Origin of the sequence: Stutzerimonas degradans (genome assembly GCF_024448505.1) — a bacterium.
In the GTDB taxonomy this organism is placed as follows: Bacteria; Pseudomonadota; Gammaproteobacteria; order Pseudomonadales; family Pseudomonadaceae; genus Stutzerimonas; species Stutzerimonas degradans.
Map to the genome: position 1 here is coordinate 147793 of NZ_JAMOHV010000008.1, position 16164 is coordinate 163956.

Below are 16164 nucleotides of genomic sequence, written 5' to 3' on the forward strand. Positions count from 1 at the left end.
GATTTACGGCCTGCTTGCCCGTTGGCGGGCGAGTGAGACTGTAGAACCGCCGTCAGGCGGATGTTGCGCAGGTAACCCGGTGGCAATCCGGGAATACGGTTGGGGGTTAGATGCTCCAGCGCGCGCTGGCTAATCGCTCAGGCAGCAGCTGCGGGTTAAGCGGTTGCGGTCGTCTGGCGAGGGCGGCATACAGCTGCTGCAGCGATTCGACCAGCCGTTCGTGCAGCTCCGGCGCCAGACGGGCCGGGCGCTGCGGCTCGGCATAAGCGATCTGGGCATCTGTCGCGTACACGCCATGGAGGATTTCCTGAGCCTTGAGCGCGGCGAGCACCGGCTTCAGCGAGTAATCGACCGCCAGCATGTGCGCCACGCTGCCGCCGGTAGCCAGCGGCAAAACCGCCTTGTGCGCCAAGGCACGCTCGGGCAACAGGTCCAGCAGGGTTTTCAGCGCACCGGCGACGGAGGCCTTATACACTGGCGTGGCGATCAGCAGAGCGTCCGCCCGCGCGACATGCTCGAGCAGTTGCTGTACTCGTGGGCTGTCGAAGCGTGCGTGCAGCAGGTCCGCGGCATCGAAGTCACGCACGCCATAGCGCACCACTTCGACGCCTCGCTGGTGCAACCAGTCGCCGGCGATATCCAGCAGCACCGCCGAGCGCGAGCGCTGGCTGGGGCTGCCGGCGAGAGAAACAACCAACATGCAGGAATTCCTTCTCGTACTCGCTCAGCGATTGGGCTGCGGGGTCAGGCGCAAGTACGGCTTGACGGCGCGATAGCCTTTGGGGAAACGCTGCTTGAGCTCTTCCTCGTCCTTGATCGACGGCACGATCACCACCTCGTCGCCGTCCTGCCAGTTGGCCGGGGTCGCGACCTTGTGGTTGTCGGTGAGCTGCAGCGAATCGATCACCCGCAGGATCTCGTGGAAGTTGCGCCCGGTGCTCGCCGGGTAGGTGATGGTCAGACGCACCTTCTTGTTCGGGTCGATGACGAACAATGAGCGCACCGTCAGGGTGTCGTTGGCATTGGGATGAATCAGGTCGTACAGCTCGGAGACCTTGCGATCGGCGTCAGCCAGGATGGGGAAGTTGACGCGGGTGTTCTGCGTCTCGTTGATGTCGTCGATCCACTTGATGTGCGAATCCACCGGGTCCACGGACAGGGCGATGGCCTTGACGTTGCGCTTGGCGAACTCGTCCTTCAGCTTGGCGGTGAAGCCCAGCTCGGTGGTGCACACCGGGGTGAAGTCGGCCGGGTGCGAGAACAGCACACCCCAGCTGTCACCCAGCCACTCGTGGAAGCGGATGCGGCCTTCGCTGGAATCCTGTTCGAAATCGGGGGCGATGTCGCCGAGGCGGATGCTCATAGTTCTGCTCCTTCAGTGGTTCGTTGAGGTGGGCACACTATGCGCATTGCCGGTGCGAATTAAAAAGAATAAATAATGATTTATCTATAACCAAAACTATTGATAGACGCTATGCCCTTTCCGGCTGCCGGTCTCTAAGGAATACTGGCGGATAAGCTGCTGGAGGCGCTCGCAAGCGGCAGCAAGGCGCTCCTCGCTTGCGCGGGCGACACCGAGAAGCAGCCCCGGTCGTTGTGGGTCGGCCGGAGAGAACCATGTCGACAGCGGCGATGGCGCCAGTCCGAAGGCCAGCGCCTCACGAGCGATAACGCTATCGCGTGCCCCTTCGGGCAGCCAAAGCAGTACGCCGAGTCCCGCCGGACGCACCGGATAATCCATCGCCTGCAACGTCGCGTGCAGCGCGGCGCTGCGACTCGCATAGACACGCTTCATGCGACGCAGATGCCGCAGGTAATGGCCGTCGCGCATGAACTCGGCGGTGGCGGTTTGCACGGCGGGGCCGGGAGCCGGTGCGAGACACATCACCGCTTCGGCGAACCGCGGAACCAGTGCCGCCGGGACGACGGCGAAACCAAGCCTCAGCGTAGGGCTGATGGTCTTGCTGAACGAGCCGATGTGGATGACGCGGCCGGCGCCGTCGAGCGATGCCAACGCCGGTGCCGCGCGCCGCTTCAGCTGGCGAGATCAATACCTGGAACCGCCTGATGATCGCTTCGCGCACCCCACCGGCGTTGTAACCGTCATCCCAGCCGGATCAGCGCGCCGCATCCTCGAAGCGATTGACCTGGCGCAGGCTCTTGAAGCCCAGCGCCCAGCCGCCGGTGACTGCCAGGGTGCAGGCGCAACCCAGCAGCGCTGCCGGCACCGCGCCGAGCCAGGCGGCGCTGAGGCCGGCGCGGAATTCGCCCAGCTCGTTGGATGAACCGATGAACAGCATGTTCACCGCATTGACCCGGCCACGCATGGCATCCGGCGTGGAGAACTGGATCAGCGAGGAGCGGATATACACGCTGACCATGTCCGCCGCACCCGCCACCACCAGCGCGGCGAACGACAGCCAGAACAGCGTGGACAGCGCGAACACCAGGTTGGCCAGGCCGAACAGCGCCACGGCGATGAACATCACCCGCCCGACATGCCGGTCGAACGGCCGCACGCTGAGGTACAACCCCACCGCCACTTCGCCGATCGCCATCGCGCTGCGCAGCAGGCCGAGGCCGGTGGGGCCGACTTCGAGCACGTCCTGCGCGTAGATCGGCAGCAGCGCCACCACGCCGCCGAGCAGTACGGCGAACAGGTCCAGGGAGATCGTGCCGAGGATGATCGGCCGCGAGCGAATGAAACCAATGCCCGCGGTAAAACGCGTCCAGGCACCGGTTGTCGGCGTCTCGCGGCGTTCGGCGAAGCGTACCGGTACGCGCCACAGCAGCAGCGTGCCGACCACGAAACCGACCAGGCAGGTGCCGTAGGTCAGCGCGCCGCCGCCCAGTGCGTAGAGCGCGCCGCCCAGCACCGGGCCGCCGATGGTGGCCACGCGCATGATCATGCTGTTGGCGGCGATGGCCGCAGCCAGACGCTTGCGCGGCACTATCTGCGGCAGCAGGCTGGATAATGCCGGCCCGGTGAAGGCCCGCGCGCAGCCATATAGCACCAACACGCCGTAGTAGTAGCTCACCGCCTCGCCCTGCAGCGACAGCCAGAGCAGCGCCGCGGCGCAGGCGGCTTCGAGCAGCCAGCTCAGCGCCAGGATCAGCTTACGGTCGTAGCGGTCGATCAGGTCACCCGCCGGCAGCAGCAGGCACAGCATCGGCACGAACTGCGCCAGGCCGACATAGGCCAGCGATAGCGGATCGCGGGTGATGTCGTAGACCTGCCAGGCAACGACCACTGCCTGGATCTGCATGGCGAACACCGCCAGCAGGCGAGCGGCGAGAAAGGCGGCGAAACCGGGAAGACGGTAGACGGATGAGGTGGTCAAGGCTGGAATCCGCGCGGCAATTGCAGCGCCCGCGCCGCAACGGCCGGGCGAAAGCGGATCAGCCTACTGGAGCGCACGGGCCGCAGGCAAACCGGGGCACGACGTTCCACGCCCCAGTCGTCGGGCGATTCCGCTTCGGCTCAGGCGGCTCGACGGCGGCTCTGGTCGATGCGCTTCTGCAGGCGATACAGGTAGCCGAAGCCCTGCTCCCAGCGGTGGTGGCCGGATTGCACGTTGATGTGGCCGACGCCCGGAAGGATCACCGTCTCGCTGCCCCAGTCGATTCCCAGAACACGGGCGCGCTCGGCGCTGGCGGCGGTGTCGTTGTCGGAACCGACCAGTTGGCTGGGGAACGGCAGCGCCTGGCGCGGGATCGGCGTGAAGTCGCGCAGCGCCCCGGGGCAGTTGCCGCGCTCGACATCCGCCGGCGCCACCAGCAGTGCACCGCGTACGCGCCGCAGTGACGCCGGATCGGCCGTCTGCGCCCAATGCGCCACGGTCACGCAGCCCAGGCTGTGGGCGATGAGAATGGTCGGCTGGTCGCTGGCGTCGATGCTGCGTTGCAATTCGGCTACCCAGTCAACGCGGCGCGGCTGGAGCCAGTCGTGCTGCTCGACGCGCGCGCTGTTCGGCAGGCTGCGCTGCCAGTGGCTCTGCCAGTGATCGTCCGGCGAGCCTCCCCAGCCCGGCACGATCAGATAACGGATGGAATCGCTGTACATCACCTGCCCTCCTGTCGATGCGGCGCAGTCTAGGTCAGGCCTTACGAGATCAAAAAGAATAAAAAATGATTTACTTATTCCATTCATCAGGAAAGCAGCGATGCACATCAAGCTGATGATGTAATTCGATTGGGTTATATAAATGTTCTTAAACGATATTTTTAAGCATATAACCTCACACCTATTATCCGCCCCACACCTCCCCTGGCTGCGTTTCATCCCGAAGCGCATGGAGGTTTTTCATGGAGAGCAACTGATGAGCGCGACCCTTCGCAACCTGGAAGGTCAGGACGAAGCCAGCATCCTGCGCGAAATTCACAGTGCCTTGAACGGCCTGAAGTTCGGCTCGGTGGAAATCACCGTGCACAACGGTCAGGTCGTACAGATCGAGCGCAAGGAGAAATTCCGCCTGCAACCAACTGGCAAGACCGCCTGATTCGCTAGAACCGAACCAAGCCCGACTGGACCACCGGAGGGCGTGCAAATGAGAACGACACCATGACCACGCGCCGGTACTGCCGCTGTCAACCGCGAATGCGGAGCTGACCAACCTGAACACCCACAAGCCAACGCAGAAAAACGATTTCTTCATTCAGGAGCTGCACATGTCCATTCGTCGCTTTGCCCTCGCCGCCTTGGCGAGCGCTCTCCTCGCCGGCCCCGCCGTGGCCGCCGAGTCTCTGCTCAACGTGTCCTACGACCCGACCCGTGAGCTGTATGTGGAATTCAACCAGGCCTTCAACAAACACTGGCAGGCTCAGGGCCACGAGCCGATCAAGATCCAGCAGTCCCATGGCGGCTCGGGCAAGCAGGCCCGCGCGGTGATCGACGGTCTGCGCGCCGACGTGGTGACGCTGGCGCTGGCCGGCGACATCGACGAGCTGCAGCGCATCGCCAAGCTGATCCCCGAGGACTGGCAGTCCCGCCTGCCGCAAGCCAGCACGCCCTATACCTCGACCATCGTGTTCCTGGTGCGCAAGGGCAACCCGAAAGGCATCAAGGACTGGGATGACCTGGTCAAGCCGGGCGTCGAGGTGATCACGCCGAACCCGAAGACCTCTGGCGGCGCCCGCTGGAACTTCCTCGCTGCCTGGGCCTTCGCCCAGCAGAAATTCGGCGACGAAGCGCAAGCTCAATCCTTCGTCGAGAAGCTCTACAAGAATGTGCCGGTGCTGGATACCGGCGCCCGCGGCTCGACCGTCACCTTCGCCAACAACGGCATCGGCGACGTGCTGCTGGCCTGGGAGAACGAGGCCTTCCTGGCGCTCAAGGAGGAAGGCGGCGGCAATTTCGAGATCGTCGCACCGAGCCTGTCGATCCTCGCGGAGCCGCCGGTGGCGGTGGTCGACAAGAACGTCGAGCGCAAGGGCACGCGCGAAGTCGCCAAGGCGTACCTGAACTACCTGTACAGCGCGGAAGGTCAGCGCATCGCCGCGAAGAACTTCTACCGCCCGCGTAACGAGGCCGTGGCGGCCGAGTTCAAGGATCAGTTCCCGGCGCTGAAGCTGGTCACCATCGACGGGGATTTCGGCGGCTGGAAGGTCGCGCAGCCGAAGTTCTTCAATGATGGCGGGATCTTCGACCAGATCTACCAGGCGCAGTAAGCGGCAATTCGTAGGGTGGATGGCCGAAGCCATCCACGCGTCCGAGGCGCTGGCCTGCATACGACAGGCTCAGGCGCGAGGCGCGTGGAAAATCGCTTCACGCGTTTTCCACCCTACGGCGTCCCCGCTTCCGGCTTCCAACTGCCAAACCGACCGAGTCTCAAACATGTCTAGCCGATCTACCTCCGTCATACCCGGCTTCGGCCTGACGCTGGGCTACGCCCTGGTGTACCTCAGCCTGTTGGTGCTGATTCCCCTGGGTGCGCTGTTTCTCAAGACCACCGAACTCAGCTGGGACCAGTTCGTCGCCATCATCAGCGCGCCGCGCGTGCTGGCGGCGCTGAAACTTAGTTTCGGCACCGCCTTCGTCGCGGCGCTGCTCAATGGCGTGATCGGCACGCTGTTGGCCTGGGTGCTGGTGCGCTACCGCTTCCCGGGCCGCAAGGTCATCGAGGCGATGATCGACCTGCCCTTCGCGCTGCCCACCGCCGTGGCCGGCATCGCGCTGACCGCGCTGTACGCGCCCAACGGGCCGGTTGGCCAGTTCGCCACCGCGCTGGGTTTCAAGATCGCCTACAGCCCGCTGGGCATCACCCTGGCGCTGACCTTCGTCACCCTGCCATTCGTGGTGCGCACGCTGCAGCCGGTGCTGGCCGACATTCCCCGTGAAGTCGAGGAAGCCGCCGCCTGTCTCGGTGCCAAGCCTTGGCAGGTGGCGCGCCATGTGCTGCTACCAGCGCTGCTGCCGGCCTGGCTGACCGGCTTCGCGCTGGCCTTTGCCCGCGGCGTCGGCGAGTACGGCTCGGTGATCTTCATCGCCGGCAACATGCCGATGAAGACCGAGATCCTGCCGCTGCTGATCATGGTCAAGCTGGATCAGTACGACTACGCCGGCGCCACCGCCATCGGCGTGCTGATGCTGGTGGTGGCCTTCATCCTGCTGCTGGCGATCAACCTGCTGCAGCGCCGCATCGCGCGTTCCTGAGGAGTCCGGCATGTCTTCCGTTTCGATAACCACGACCGCCAGCACCACTGCCAACGCCGCGCGGCGCGGCAATGCCTGGGGCCGGCGGGTGCTGATCCTCGCCGCCTGGCTGGTGTTCGCGCTGTTCCTGCTGCTGCCGCTGCTGATCGTCATCAGTGAGGCGCTGAAGCAGGGTTTCGGCACCTTCTTCGAGGCGATCTTCGAGCCCGACGCCATTGCCGCACTGCAACTCACGCTGCTGGCCGTGGGCATCTCGGTGCCGCTGAACCTGGTATTCGGCGTGGCCGCCGCCTGGTGCGTGAGCAAGTACGAATTTCGCGGCAAGAGCCTGCTGGTGACGCTGATCGACCTGCCGTTCTCGGTGTCGCCGGTGATCGCCGGCCTGATCTACGTGCTGCTGTTCGGCGCCCAAGGCTACTTTGGCGAGTGGCTGATGGACCGCGATATCCAGATCGTCTTCGCCGTGCCGGGCATCGTGCTGGCGACGCTGTTCGTCACCGTGCCCTTCGTCGCCCGCGAGCTGATCCCGCTGATGCAGGGACAGGGCAGCACCGAGGAAGAAGCCGCGCGGCTGCTCGGCGCCAGCGGCTGGCAGATGTTCTGGCACATCACCCTGCCGAACATCAAATGGGGCCTGATCTACGGCGTGGTGCTCTGCACCGCGCGGGCGATGGGCGAGTTCGGCGCGGTGTCGGTGGTCTCCGGACATATCCGCGGGCTGACCAACACCCTGCCGCTGCATGTCGAGATTCTCTACAACGAATACAACCACGTCGCCGCGTTCAGCGTGGCCAGCCTGCTGCTGGCCCTGGCGCTGGTGATCCTGCTGCTCAAGCAGTGGAGCGAATCGCGCCTCGCGCGCCTGCAAACCGGAGCACATGCATGAGTATCGAAGTTCGCAACGTCAACAAGCGCTTCGGCCAGTTCCAGGCGCTGAACAGCATCAACCTCGACATCCACAGCGGCGAGCTGGTGGCCCTGCTCGGCCCGTCCGGCTGCGGCAAGACCAGCCTGCTGCGCATCATCGCCGGGCTGGAGACGCCGGACACCGGCAGTATCGCGTTCCACGGCGAGGACGTTTCCGGCCACGACGTGCGCGACCGCAACGTCGGCTTCGTCTTCCAGCACTACGCACTGTTCCGCCACATGACGGTGTTCGACAACGTCGCCTTCGGCCTGCGCATGAAGCCGAAGAAGCAGCGACCGAGCGAAGCCGTGATTGCCCAGAAAGTCCACGAACTGCTCGGCCTGGTGCAGCTGGACTGGCTCGCCGACCGCTATCCGGAGCAGCTATCCGGCGGCCAGCGCCAGCGTATTGCCCTGGCCCGCGCGCTGGCGGTCGAGCCGCGTGTACTGCTGCTCGATGAGCCGTTCGGCGCGCTGGATGCCAAGGTGCGCAAGGAGCTGCGTCGTTGGCTGGCACGGCTGCACGAGGACGTGCACCTGACCTCGGTGTTCGTCACCCACGACCAGGAAGAGGCGATGGAGGTGGCCGACCGCATCGTGGTGATGAATAAGGGCGTGATCGAGCAGGTCGGCACCCCGGCAGAGGTCTACCGCAACCCGGCCAGCGAGTTCGTCTACGACTTTCTCGGCGATGCCAATCGCCTGCAGTTGGGCGACCGGCCGCTGGTGTTCCGCCCGCACGAGGTGCTGCTGTCGCGCGAGGCGGTGGCTGACTACCAGATCGGCGAGGTGCGCGACATCCGCCCGCTGGGCGCAATCACCCGCGTGACGCTGCGCGTGAACGGCCAGGACGAGCCGATCGAGGCGGAAGTCGGCAACGACCACGCCAGCCTGATCGGCGTGCAACGCGGCGCGACGTTGTATTTCCAACCTTGCCCCGTCGCCCAGCGATACGGCGTCGCGCACGCCTGACGCGCCGCGCCGGGCGCTTGTCGCGGCGGCCGGCCTTTCGCGCAATCGGGTAACCTGGCGTCGAATCTCGTCATAGTGCTCGCGGTGACGGGCTTGAATGCTTCATCGCCGCCGCAATCTTCTGCGATTGAAGCACTCTGATAGCTGGCGTTTACCCTTTGAGCATTGCATGAACGAACCCACCTCCTCCCCGAGCCCGGCGCTGCCGCCGGTGCTCGCCGGGCCGCTGTTGCGCCGCGTCGAAACCACCCGGCTGGTGTTCTGGCTGGTCGGCAGCGAAGCGCTGACACTGCGCCTGCAGCTGGATGTCGACGGTGAGCCGGAACGCGTGCGGGCCCTCAGCGACGACGAGTGCACGCGAATACGGGTCGGCACGTCGGCGTGGCTGCATCTGATCGATGTGACGTTCGACGAGCCACTGCCCCACGACCGGCCGATCCGCTACGACCTGCGTCTGCTCGGCCACGCTGCCGAGCCTGGCATCGCGCAGTGGGCGCCGCATCTGCTGCACGAAGGCGAACGTATGCCGCTGTTCGTGATTCGGCCGCGCTTCGACAACCTGCTGCACGGCTCCTGCCGCAAGCCGCATCACGCCTCAGCTGACGGGCTCGTCTGCGTCGATCGCCTGCTCGACGAGGCGCGGCAGGCGCCGGAGCAATGGCCGGCGGCCTTACTGATGACCGGCGACCAGATCTACGCCGACGATGTCGCCGGGCCGATGCTGGTGGCGATCCACGCGCTGATCCGTCGCCTGGGGCTCTACGGCGAATGCCTGGAGGGCGCGCTGGTGGCCGATAGCGCCGAGTTGCTGGCGCACCCGGCAACCTATTACCGGCGCGAACAACTGCTGCCGGCATTCAAGGCCAGCGAGGCGTTGCGCGAGCGTTTCTTCGGCGGCGCGGAGAAACCGGTGTTCACCACCGCCAATGCCCACAATCACCTGGTGACCCTATCCGAGGTGCTGGCGATGTACCTACTGGTGTGGTCGCCGGTGCCGTGGCAGCTGATCGATCCGGTCGCACCGTCGCTCGAAGACGAACTGGCGCAGCGCTATGCGCGCGAAGCCGAGCAGATCGACGCGTTCCGCCGAACCCTGCCGCGCGCGGCGCGGGCGCTGGCGCACGTGCCGACGCTGATGATCTTCGATGACCACGACATCACCGACGACTGGAATCTATCCGCACGCTGGGAGGAAACCGCTTACGGCCATCCGTTCTCCCGCCGCATCATCGGCAATGCGCTGGCGGCCTATCTGCTCTGCCAGGGCTGGGGCAACCAGCCCGAAGCGTTCACCACGGTGCTCGCACCGCTGCAGCGGTTACTGAATAGCGCGCGCGACGGTGCGCTCGACTGCCAGGCTCAGAACGATGCGGTCGACGCCCTGCTCGCCTTCGCGAATTGGGGGTATGTGTTGCCCGGCGAGCCGGCGCTGGTGGTGCTCGACACCCGCACTCGACGCTGGCGCAGCGAGCGCAATCTGAGTCGACCTTCGGGTCTGATGGACTGGGAAGCGCTCACCGACTTCCAGCACGCGTTGCTCGATCATCACTCGGCGGTGATCGTCTCGCCGGCGCCGATGTTCGGCGTCAAGCTGATCGAGACGGTACAGCGGGTGTTCAGCTGGCTCGGCTACTCGCTACTGGTCGATGCGGAAAACTGGATGGCCCATCGTGGTGCGGCGCAGGTGATGCTCAACATCTTTCGCCACACGCGCACACCGGGCAACTACGTGATTCTCTCCGGCGACGTGCATTACTCGTTCGCCTACGAAATCCGCATCCGTGGCCGGCGCAGCCGTCCGCAGCTGTGGCAGATCACCAGCAGCGGCGTGAAAAACGAGTTTCCGCGCCGCCTGCTGGATATCTTCGACCGCCTGAATCGCTGGCTCTACTCGCCGCGTTCGCCGCTGAACTGGCTGACCAAACGCCGAAGGGTCAAGGTACAGCCCTGGCTGCCCAACCGTAGCAGCGCCGGCGAGCGTCTGTGGAATGCCGCAGGGATCGGCCATGTGCGACTGGATGCCGAAGGCCGTCCGGCGCTGGTGGAGCAGATCAACGCCGACGGTTCGCCGCCGGTTCAGTTCCGAGCGCAAGTCTGATGGTCGGTCACTTGGCCGCATGCGACGCTGCGCGCCACGCGGTGTAACGATTTAACGGCGCGGCGGCCGGAACCGGCCACGCGCGGCAGGTTCAAACCGCGAGCCATAGGCCGGCGACCGGCTGAGCGGTGGCGTTTTCCCTTTCGGTTACAAGGATTTTTACGTGTTCGATTCGATTACCGGGCTGATCAGCCAAGGCGGCTACTTCGGCATTCTCGCGCTGATGCTGCTGGAGAACCTGTTCCCGCCGATTCCCTCGGAAGTGATCATGCCGCTGGCCGGGTTTCTCGCCGCACGTGGCGAGCTGAACATCATTGGCGTGGTGATCGCCGGGACGCTCGGTTCGTTCCTCGGCGCGCTGCCCTGGTACTACGCCGGCGCCCTGCTCGGCGAAAAGCGCATGCGGCGGCTGGCCCAGCGCTACGGTCGCTGGCTGACGATATCGGGTGACGATGTCACCGAGGCCGGCATCTGGTTTCGCGCGCACGGGCGCAAGGCGGTGTTCTTCGGCCGTCTGGTGCCGGCGATCCGCACGCTGATTTCAGTGCCCGCCGGCATCGCGCATATGCCGTTCCGTTCCTTCGCCTTCTATACCCTGGCGGGTTCGGCGATCTGGACCTTCTTGCTGGCGCTGGCCGGCTACCTGCTGCATGCCGAATACGACCGCGTCGCCGAGTACCTGGACCCGGGTTCGAAGATCGTGCTCGGCGTCATCGTGCTGGTCTACCTGTATCGCCTCGTGCGCAACGGCCACGCGTTGCGCCAGCGGTAAGGCGAACGGGGCCGCAACGCCTCAGTCCCGCGGCTGGCCACGGCCGCTGAGCAGAATCGCCCGGCTGCGTTTGCCCTTCATCAATGTCTTCATGAGACTGCGTCGGGCCTGTTCGTCCAGGAAGAACGCATCCGGATCGGGCAAGTCGCCTTCGCGCAGAAACTGCCCGTCCGGTTCGGCTGGCTCCACCACTTCCACCACCGTCGCGGCGCCCGCGCCACGGATGGCGTCCCAACCCTTGCCGTGGCCTTCGACCAGCACCGGTGTATCACCGGGGTAGCCCTGCAGGATCGCTATCAGTTCAGCCGCTGTCATCGTCCGTACCATCGCCAGTGAGCGCGCAGGCGCAATGAGCGGCATCTTATCCGCTTCGCTGCGGTTATCCGTAGGCGTGGGGAGTCAGGCAGGAATGGACTGGTATGCCGGCCCCGGCAACTCGCTGCTCGCGTCGGCCAGTCGGGTCTGCGTGTTTTCCAGCAACGGGAAGATACCCTCCAGCACGGCCACCAGCTGCGGATCGAAATGCACGCCCGCCTGTTCGCGCACGTACTGCTGGGCGCGCTCGGCCGGCCACGACTGTTTGTAGGGGCGCGGTGAACGCAGCGCGTCGTACACATCGCACAAGGCGACGATGCGCGCCGACAGCGGAATTTCCTCTCCCTTGAGGCCTTGTGGGTATCCCGTGCCATCCCATTTTTCATGGTGGGACAGGGCAATCTGCGCCGCCATTTCGAGCAATGGCGAATCTTCGCCGTCGCTCAGGATCGCATGGCCGATCTGCGTGTGCTGCTGCATGACGCGACGCTCTTCGACCGTGAGCGCCGCTGGCTTGAGCAGGATGCAGTCGGGGATGCCGATCTTGCCGACGTCATGCATCGGCGCCGCCAGACCTATCAACTCCACCCACTCCGGCGCCTGCCCCAGGGCCGTGGCAATCAGCGCGGCCGACTCGCCGATCCGTCGAATGTGCTGGCCGGTCTCCTCGTCCTTGTGCTGCGCGGCGCGCAGCAAGCTGCGCACCACCGACTGGTAACTGGCATTCAGCTGCGCGGTGCGCTCGAGCACCTTTCGTTCGAGACTCTCGCGTTCCTGGTTGAGCTGTCGGGCGGCCTGGCTCATCTGCAGCTGATTGCGCACGCGTAGCAGCAGCTCAGGCAGATCCAGCGGCTTGCTGATGAAGTCGTTGGCGCCCAGCTCCAGACCGCGATGACGGCTGGTGCGGTCGGTCAGTGCGCTGACCATGACGATCATCGAACGGGCACGGTCGCGCCCGGACAGCTCGCGGAGGATATCGAAGCCATTCGGGCGGGGCATATCCACATCGAGCAGCAGCAGGTCCCAGTCGTTTTGCTGCAGCCAGGCCAGCCCGAGGGATGAATCGCTGAAGGCCAGGACGCGCCGCACGCCAAGGGCTCGCACGGTCGACTCGAGCAAACGCAGGTTCGAGGCGATATCGTCGATAACGACGATGGTGGCCTGGCGTATGGCTTCAATCGGCATGCTTCAACTCCTCTGCCAGCAAGGCTTCCACCAGGCTACGCAGCTCCTGCATATCCAGCGGCTTGCTGAGCAACCCCTGGCAGTCCAGAGCGGCGGCGCGCAGCACCTCGGCGCCGCTCACCGCGCTGAGAATCACGACGGGCAGTCCCTGCAGCTTCGGGTCACTGCGCAGACGTGCCAGCAGCTCCTCGCCGTCCATGCCGGGCAGTTTGAGATCGAGCAGCACCAGATCCGGCGGCGCGGCCGCTATCAGCTGCAGCGCCGCCACGCCGTTACTGGCGACCTCGACCTCGGCGATGTCGTTCAGCACCGCGCGCACCAGGAACTGGCTGGCTGGATTGTCCTCGGCATAGACGATGCGCGGCTGCGACCGAGGCGGCTTTGCAGGCGCGGTCGAGGGCTTGCTGTCGTACAGTGCCAGTTCGATCCAGAAGCTGCTGCCGATGCCCTCCTCGCTGTGCAGGCCCATGCGCCCGTGCATCAGCGAGGCCAGCTCCCGGCAGAGCGACAGGCCGATACCGGTGCCCTGGATCATGCTGTTCTCGCGACCGAGGCGCTGGAACGGCTCGAAAACCTTGTGCTGCAGGTCGCTGGCGATGCCGAGTCCGGTGTCCTCCACCAGCAGCCGAAGCTGGCCGGCGGCGACCTGATAGCTCAGCGTCACCTGCCCGTCCGGTTTGTTGTACTTGATCGCGTTGGACAACAGGTTGAGCAGCACCTGACGCAGCCGCCGCGGCTCGGCCCACACCTGCAGTTTCGCCTCGGGTAGATCAAGGTTCAGCCGCAGGCCACGCTCGTTCATCTCGGCCCGAACCAGTTCGGCGCTCTCACGCATCAGCTCGCCAACGTCGACCAGTCCCAGCTCCAGAGGCGCGGACTGTAGCTGCGTTCCCGACCATTCGAGAATGTCGCCCACCAGATGATTGAGGTGACGGCTGGCGCGCAGGATCTCCATGAGGAAATCGCCCTGTTCCTGCTCCTGTCCCTTCGCGCGCGCCTGCATCTGCATCAACTGGGCGAACCCCTGAATGGCGTTGAGCGGCGTGCGCAGTTCGTGGCTCATGCTGGAAATGAACCGCGACTTGGCCTGGTTGGCGACCTGCGCATCGAGCATCGCCTGGCGCAGCTCGCCCTCGATACGCTTGATTTCGGCGATATCCACATGCGTGCCGGCAGCCAGACTGGCCAAGCCGGATTCCGGGTGCTGCTCCAGCACCCTGCCCCGGCTGAGCAGCCAGTGATACTGGCCCTGCGCATCGGCGAAGCGGAACTCGCCCGAATAGCTGTCACACGCGCCTTGGGTCAGCTGCTGATGCGCCTGACGAATACGCGGTTCGTCGTCCGGATGAATGCGCTGGAAGAACTCCTCGAGCGGCAGCTCGCTGGCCAAGCCGAAGCGCTCGCAGAAGCGTCCGCGCAGCTTGACCAGACCGGTTTCATAGCGGATTTCCCAGAGGCTTTCGGTCGCGCTTTCCAGTACCAGCTCCAGGCGCCGGTGGGTTTGCTCGCGTTGCGCTTCGCTGTGTTCGAGCTGGCCGCCTACACCGCAGATGTGCTCGGCCATCTGGTCGAGTTCGCGGATTTCCGATCTGACCTGCTGCGGCAAGCGGTTGCCCTTGCCTATCTGATCGATCATCTGCGAGATGCCGGCGATAGGCTTCAGCAGCAGCTGACTGAGCCGACGCGCGCGCGCCCACATGAAGGCGAAGAACAGCAGGTAGAACAGCACCAGGCCGGCGATCAGCAGATAGCCGATCTGCTGGTAACGGCTGGCCAGCGCGTTGGTCTGGCTGAAAATGTCGGCTTCGTCCACCACCGTCAACAGGTGCCAGCCGGTCGGTTCGATGGTTTCCCACGCCACCAGATGGGTACGCCCGCCGAGCGTCACAGGCTGTACGCCACGTGACTTCGCATTGATGGCTTTGGCCAGCAGCTCGGTTTGCGGGTTGTGATCGAGCTTGAACGTATCCGGTTTGAGTATTTCGCGGTGCACGGCCTCCTCGTAGGAATAGTCGGTCAGTTCGCGCAGGCCGAAGGCCTGCTCGCCCGCTTTTGGCAGCGCGAGGATGTTCAGATCGGCGCCCACCAGCATCGCGTAACCATTCCACGGAACCTGCAGGCGGCTGATCTGCTCGAGAATGCCGCTCACGGTGATATCGACGCCAACCACGCCCTCGAGAAAATCGCCGCGATAAACCGGGGCGACGGCCGACATCATCCAGCCGAGCCCCGCCGGATCGACATAGACATCGGTCCAGACCACCTTGCGCTCCGGGTTGTGCGACGCATCGGCCAGGTAATAGAAGTTGTATTCAGGGATGACCATATCGTGCGGGTACTGGTCCGGCGTCAGGAACCAGGGATAGATATGGTTGAGGCTGTCCCAGCTGTTGAAATACAGGCTGTCGATCAGTGGAGTGTTGTTCTCGATCTGCTGCATCAGCGGGTCGAGCCGCGTCAGCTTGCCGATCTTCTGCAGGTCCTGGCGTTCGGCCGGGGTCGAGTTGGCGTAGAACACCGCGGCACCGCCGTCGTTGCGCGGCGTGTAGCGAACGCCGTCGTCCGTCAGCGCCAGCGTGGTCGGCATCACCTCATCTTCCATCAGAACGCGTGTGGTTAGGTTGCGATAGATTTCAGCCTGAGCACGAACCTGCCTGAGCTGCTCGTCGATGATGCGCGCTTCCTGAGTGGCGGTGGCTTCGAGATCGATCACCGCGTTGTTGCGCAGGTGTTCGATCTGCGCATCGCGAATCGCACTGTTGGTCAGCAGATAGACGGCAATCAGCACGGTCTCTACAAGAATTAGAGGGATTAGTGCGCTTTGTACGAATGCACGCCAGATCCACTGACGCAGACCGAAAGAACGTTTCGACCACATGAACGGGCGCTCCGGGAAACATTTGCCTGATGAATTGAGAAAGTGCGCGAGCAGCAGCCAAACGACTTCTATCTATATCTATCGAAAGATATGTGCATCGAATGGGGGCTCTAGCCGCGGCATTCATGCATGAACGCGCGACGCGGAGAGAAGCACAGGGACCATCGAGTCCTGGACTGTAGTCAATTGCACGGCGAGTCTGCGGTCCGCGTGTTTACGATTCAAGAGATCGCCAGCGAATAAGAAGTTTCCTACAAATGCGTAGGACGTTTCTGCGTTATCCGGCCCGGTAACTCTGCCAGCATGTCCTCACACAACTACCTACAGAACGATGCGCAGTAAGGCCGTTTATGGCGCCGACAGGGTTCCCCGGTTTTACCGCGGGC

15 protein-coding genes are annotated in these 16164 nt (G+C 64.5%); 7 read left to right on the top strand and 8 right to left on the bottom strand.

Annotated elements, in window-relative coordinates; genetic code table 11:
- Positions 1–106: 106 nt before the first annotated feature.
- From ssuE to NAV27_RS12380, 5 genes are all read right to left on the bottom strand, one after another.
- Positions 107–700: an NADPH-dependent FMN reductase gene (gene ssuE, locus NAV27_RS12360; protein WP_008568710.1), complete on the bottom strand. Its 594-nt coding sequence runs from the start codon at positions 698–700 to the stop codon at positions 107–109.
- 24 nt (positions 701–724) lie between these two features.
- Positions 725–1363, bottom strand: a complete 639-nt coding sequence (locus NAV27_RS12365; protein WP_102828441.1) for a peroxiredoxin — start codon at positions 1361–1363, stop codon at positions 725–727.
- A 96-nt stretch (positions 1364–1459) separates the two neighbouring features.
- Positions 1460–2014, bottom strand: a complete 555-nt coding sequence (locus tag NAV27_RS12370; RefSeq protein ID WP_232249120.1) for an aminotransferase-like domain-containing protein — start codon at positions 2012–2014, stop codon at positions 1460–1462.
- A gap of 103 nt (positions 2015–2117) precedes the next feature.
- On the bottom strand, positions 2118–3341 hold the full coding sequence (locus NAV27_RS12375; RefSeq protein WP_102828440.1) for an MFS transporter: 1224 nt from the start codon (positions 3339–3341) through the stop codon (positions 2118–2120).
- 140 nt (positions 3342–3481) lie between these two features.
- A complete protein-coding gene (locus NAV27_RS12380; RefSeq protein WP_102828439.1) occupies positions 3482–4063 on the bottom strand; it encodes an alpha/beta hydrolase in 582 nt (193 codons plus the stop codon).
- Positions 4064–4319: 256 nt separating this feature from the next.
- On the opposite strand from NAV27_RS12380, the gene oscA reads away from it, so the two are divergent.
- The 7 genes from oscA (at position 4320) to NAV27_RS12415 (ending at position 11400) form a co-directional block, all read left to right on the top strand.
- The gene (gene oscA, locus NAV27_RS12385; protein WP_102828438.1) at positions 4320–4499 is read left to right on the top strand and encodes a sulfur starvation response protein OscA; all 180 of its coding nucleotides are present in this window, start codon (positions 4320–4322) and stop codon (positions 4497–4499) included.
- A gap of 169 nt (positions 4500–4668) precedes the next feature.
- Positions 4669–5667, top strand: coding sequence for a sulfate ABC transporter substrate-binding protein (locus NAV27_RS12390; RefSeq protein ID WP_102828437.1), 999 nt, complete (start codon positions 4669–4671; stop codon positions 5665–5667).
- Positions 5668–5833: 166 nt separating this feature from the next.
- Positions 5834–6652 carry a sulfate ABC transporter permease subunit CysT gene (gene cysT, locus NAV27_RS12395; protein WP_102828436.1) on the top strand — a complete coding sequence of 273 codons (819 nt, stop codon included), beginning with the start codon at positions 5834–5836 and terminating at the stop codon, positions 6650–6652.
- Between the two features lie 10 nt (positions 6653–6662).
- Positions 6663–7538 (top strand): sulfate ABC transporter permease subunit CysW, encoded by an 876-nt coding sequence (cysW, locus tag NAV27_RS12400; protein ID WP_102828435.1) that lies wholly within the window; start codon positions 6663–6665, stop codon positions 7536–7538.
- On the top strand, positions 7535–8530 hold the full coding sequence (locus NAV27_RS12405; RefSeq protein ID WP_102828434.1) for a sulfate/molybdate ABC transporter ATP-binding protein: 996 nt from the start codon (positions 7535–7537) through the stop codon (positions 8528–8530). Before cysW ends, NAV27_RS12405 begins: the two co-directional genes overlap by 4 nt.
- A gap of 169 nt (positions 8531–8699) precedes the next feature.
- Entirely contained in the window at positions 8700–10628 is a 1929-nt protein-coding gene (locus tag NAV27_RS12410; protein WP_102828433.1) for an alkaline phosphatase D family protein, read from the top strand.
- A gap of 163 nt (positions 10629–10791) precedes the next feature.
- A complete protein-coding gene (locus tag NAV27_RS12415; protein WP_102828432.1) occupies positions 10792–11400 on the top strand; it encodes a DedA family protein in 609 nt (202 codons plus the stop codon).
- A gap of 21 nt (positions 11401–11421) precedes the next feature.
- Here the strand turns inward: NAV27_RS12415 and NAV27_RS12420 are convergent, their stop codons facing one another.
- From NAV27_RS12420 to NAV27_RS12430, 3 genes are all read right to left on the bottom strand, one after another.
- On the bottom strand, positions 11422–11715 hold the full coding sequence (locus NAV27_RS12420) for a hypothetical protein (protein WP_102828666.1): 294 nt from the start codon (positions 11713–11715) through the stop codon (positions 11422–11424).
- A gap of 84 nt (positions 11716–11799) precedes the next feature.
- Positions 11800–12900 carry an HD domain-containing phosphohydrolase gene (locus NAV27_RS12425; RefSeq protein WP_102828431.1) on the bottom strand — a complete coding sequence of 367 codons (1101 nt, stop codon included), beginning with the start codon at positions 12898–12900 and terminating at the stop codon, positions 11800–11802.
- Complete coding sequence (locus tag NAV27_RS12430) at positions 12890–15778, bottom strand: ATP-binding protein (protein ID WP_102828430.1); 2889 nt, start codon at positions 15776–15778, stop codon at positions 12890–12892. The genes NAV27_RS12425 and NAV27_RS12430 overlap by 11 nt, the downstream gene beginning before the upstream one ends.
- Positions 15779–16164: the final 386 nt, after the last annotated feature.

Excerpts from the sequence above, each read along its gene's own strand:
- ssuE (WP_008568710.1), bottom strand. The coding sequence starts at position 700 with ATGTTGGTTGTTTCTCTCGCCGGCAGCCCCAGCCAGCGCTCGCGCTCG.
- NAV27_RS12365 (WP_102828441.1), bottom strand. The coding sequence starts at position 1,363 with ATGAGCATCCGCCTCGGCGACATCGCCCCCGATTTCGAACAGGATTCC.
- NAV27_RS12380 (WP_102828439.1), bottom strand. The coding sequence starts at position 4,063 with ATGTACAGCGATTCCATCCGTTATCTGATCGTGCCGGGCTGGGGAGGC.
- oscA (WP_102828438.1), top strand. The coding sequence starts at position 4,320 with ATGAGCGCGACCCTTCGCAACCTGGAAGGTCAGGACGAAGCCAGCATC.
- NAV27_RS12390 (WP_102828437.1), top strand. The coding sequence starts at position 4,669 with ATGTCCATTCGTCGCTTTGCCCTCGCCGCCTTGGCGAGCGCTCTCCTC.
- cysT (WP_102828436.1), top strand. The coding sequence starts at position 5,834 with ATGTCTAGCCGATCTACCTCCGTCATACCCGGCTTCGGCCTGACGCTG.
- cysW (WP_102828435.1), top strand. The coding sequence starts at position 6,663 with ATGTCTTCCGTTTCGATAACCACGACCGCCAGCACCACTGCCAACGCC.
- NAV27_RS12405 (WP_102828434.1), top strand. The coding sequence starts at position 7,535 with ATGAGTATCGAAGTTCGCAACGTCAACAAGCGCTTCGGCCAGTTCCAG.
- NAV27_RS12410 (WP_102828433.1), top strand. The coding sequence starts at position 8,700 with ATGAACGAACCCACCTCCTCCCCGAGCCCGGCGCTGCCGCCGGTGCTC.
- NAV27_RS12420 (WP_102828666.1), bottom strand. The coding sequence starts at position 11,715 with ATGACAGCGGCTGAACTGATAGCGATCCTGCAGGGCTACCCCGGTGAT.
- NAV27_RS12425 (WP_102828431.1), bottom strand. The coding sequence starts at position 12,900 with ATGCCGATTGAAGCCATACGCCAGGCCACCATCGTCGTTATCGACGAT.
- NAV27_RS12430 (WP_102828430.1), bottom strand. The coding sequence starts at position 15,778 with ATGTGGTCGAAACGTTCTTTCGGTCTGCGTCAGTGGATCTGGCGTGCA.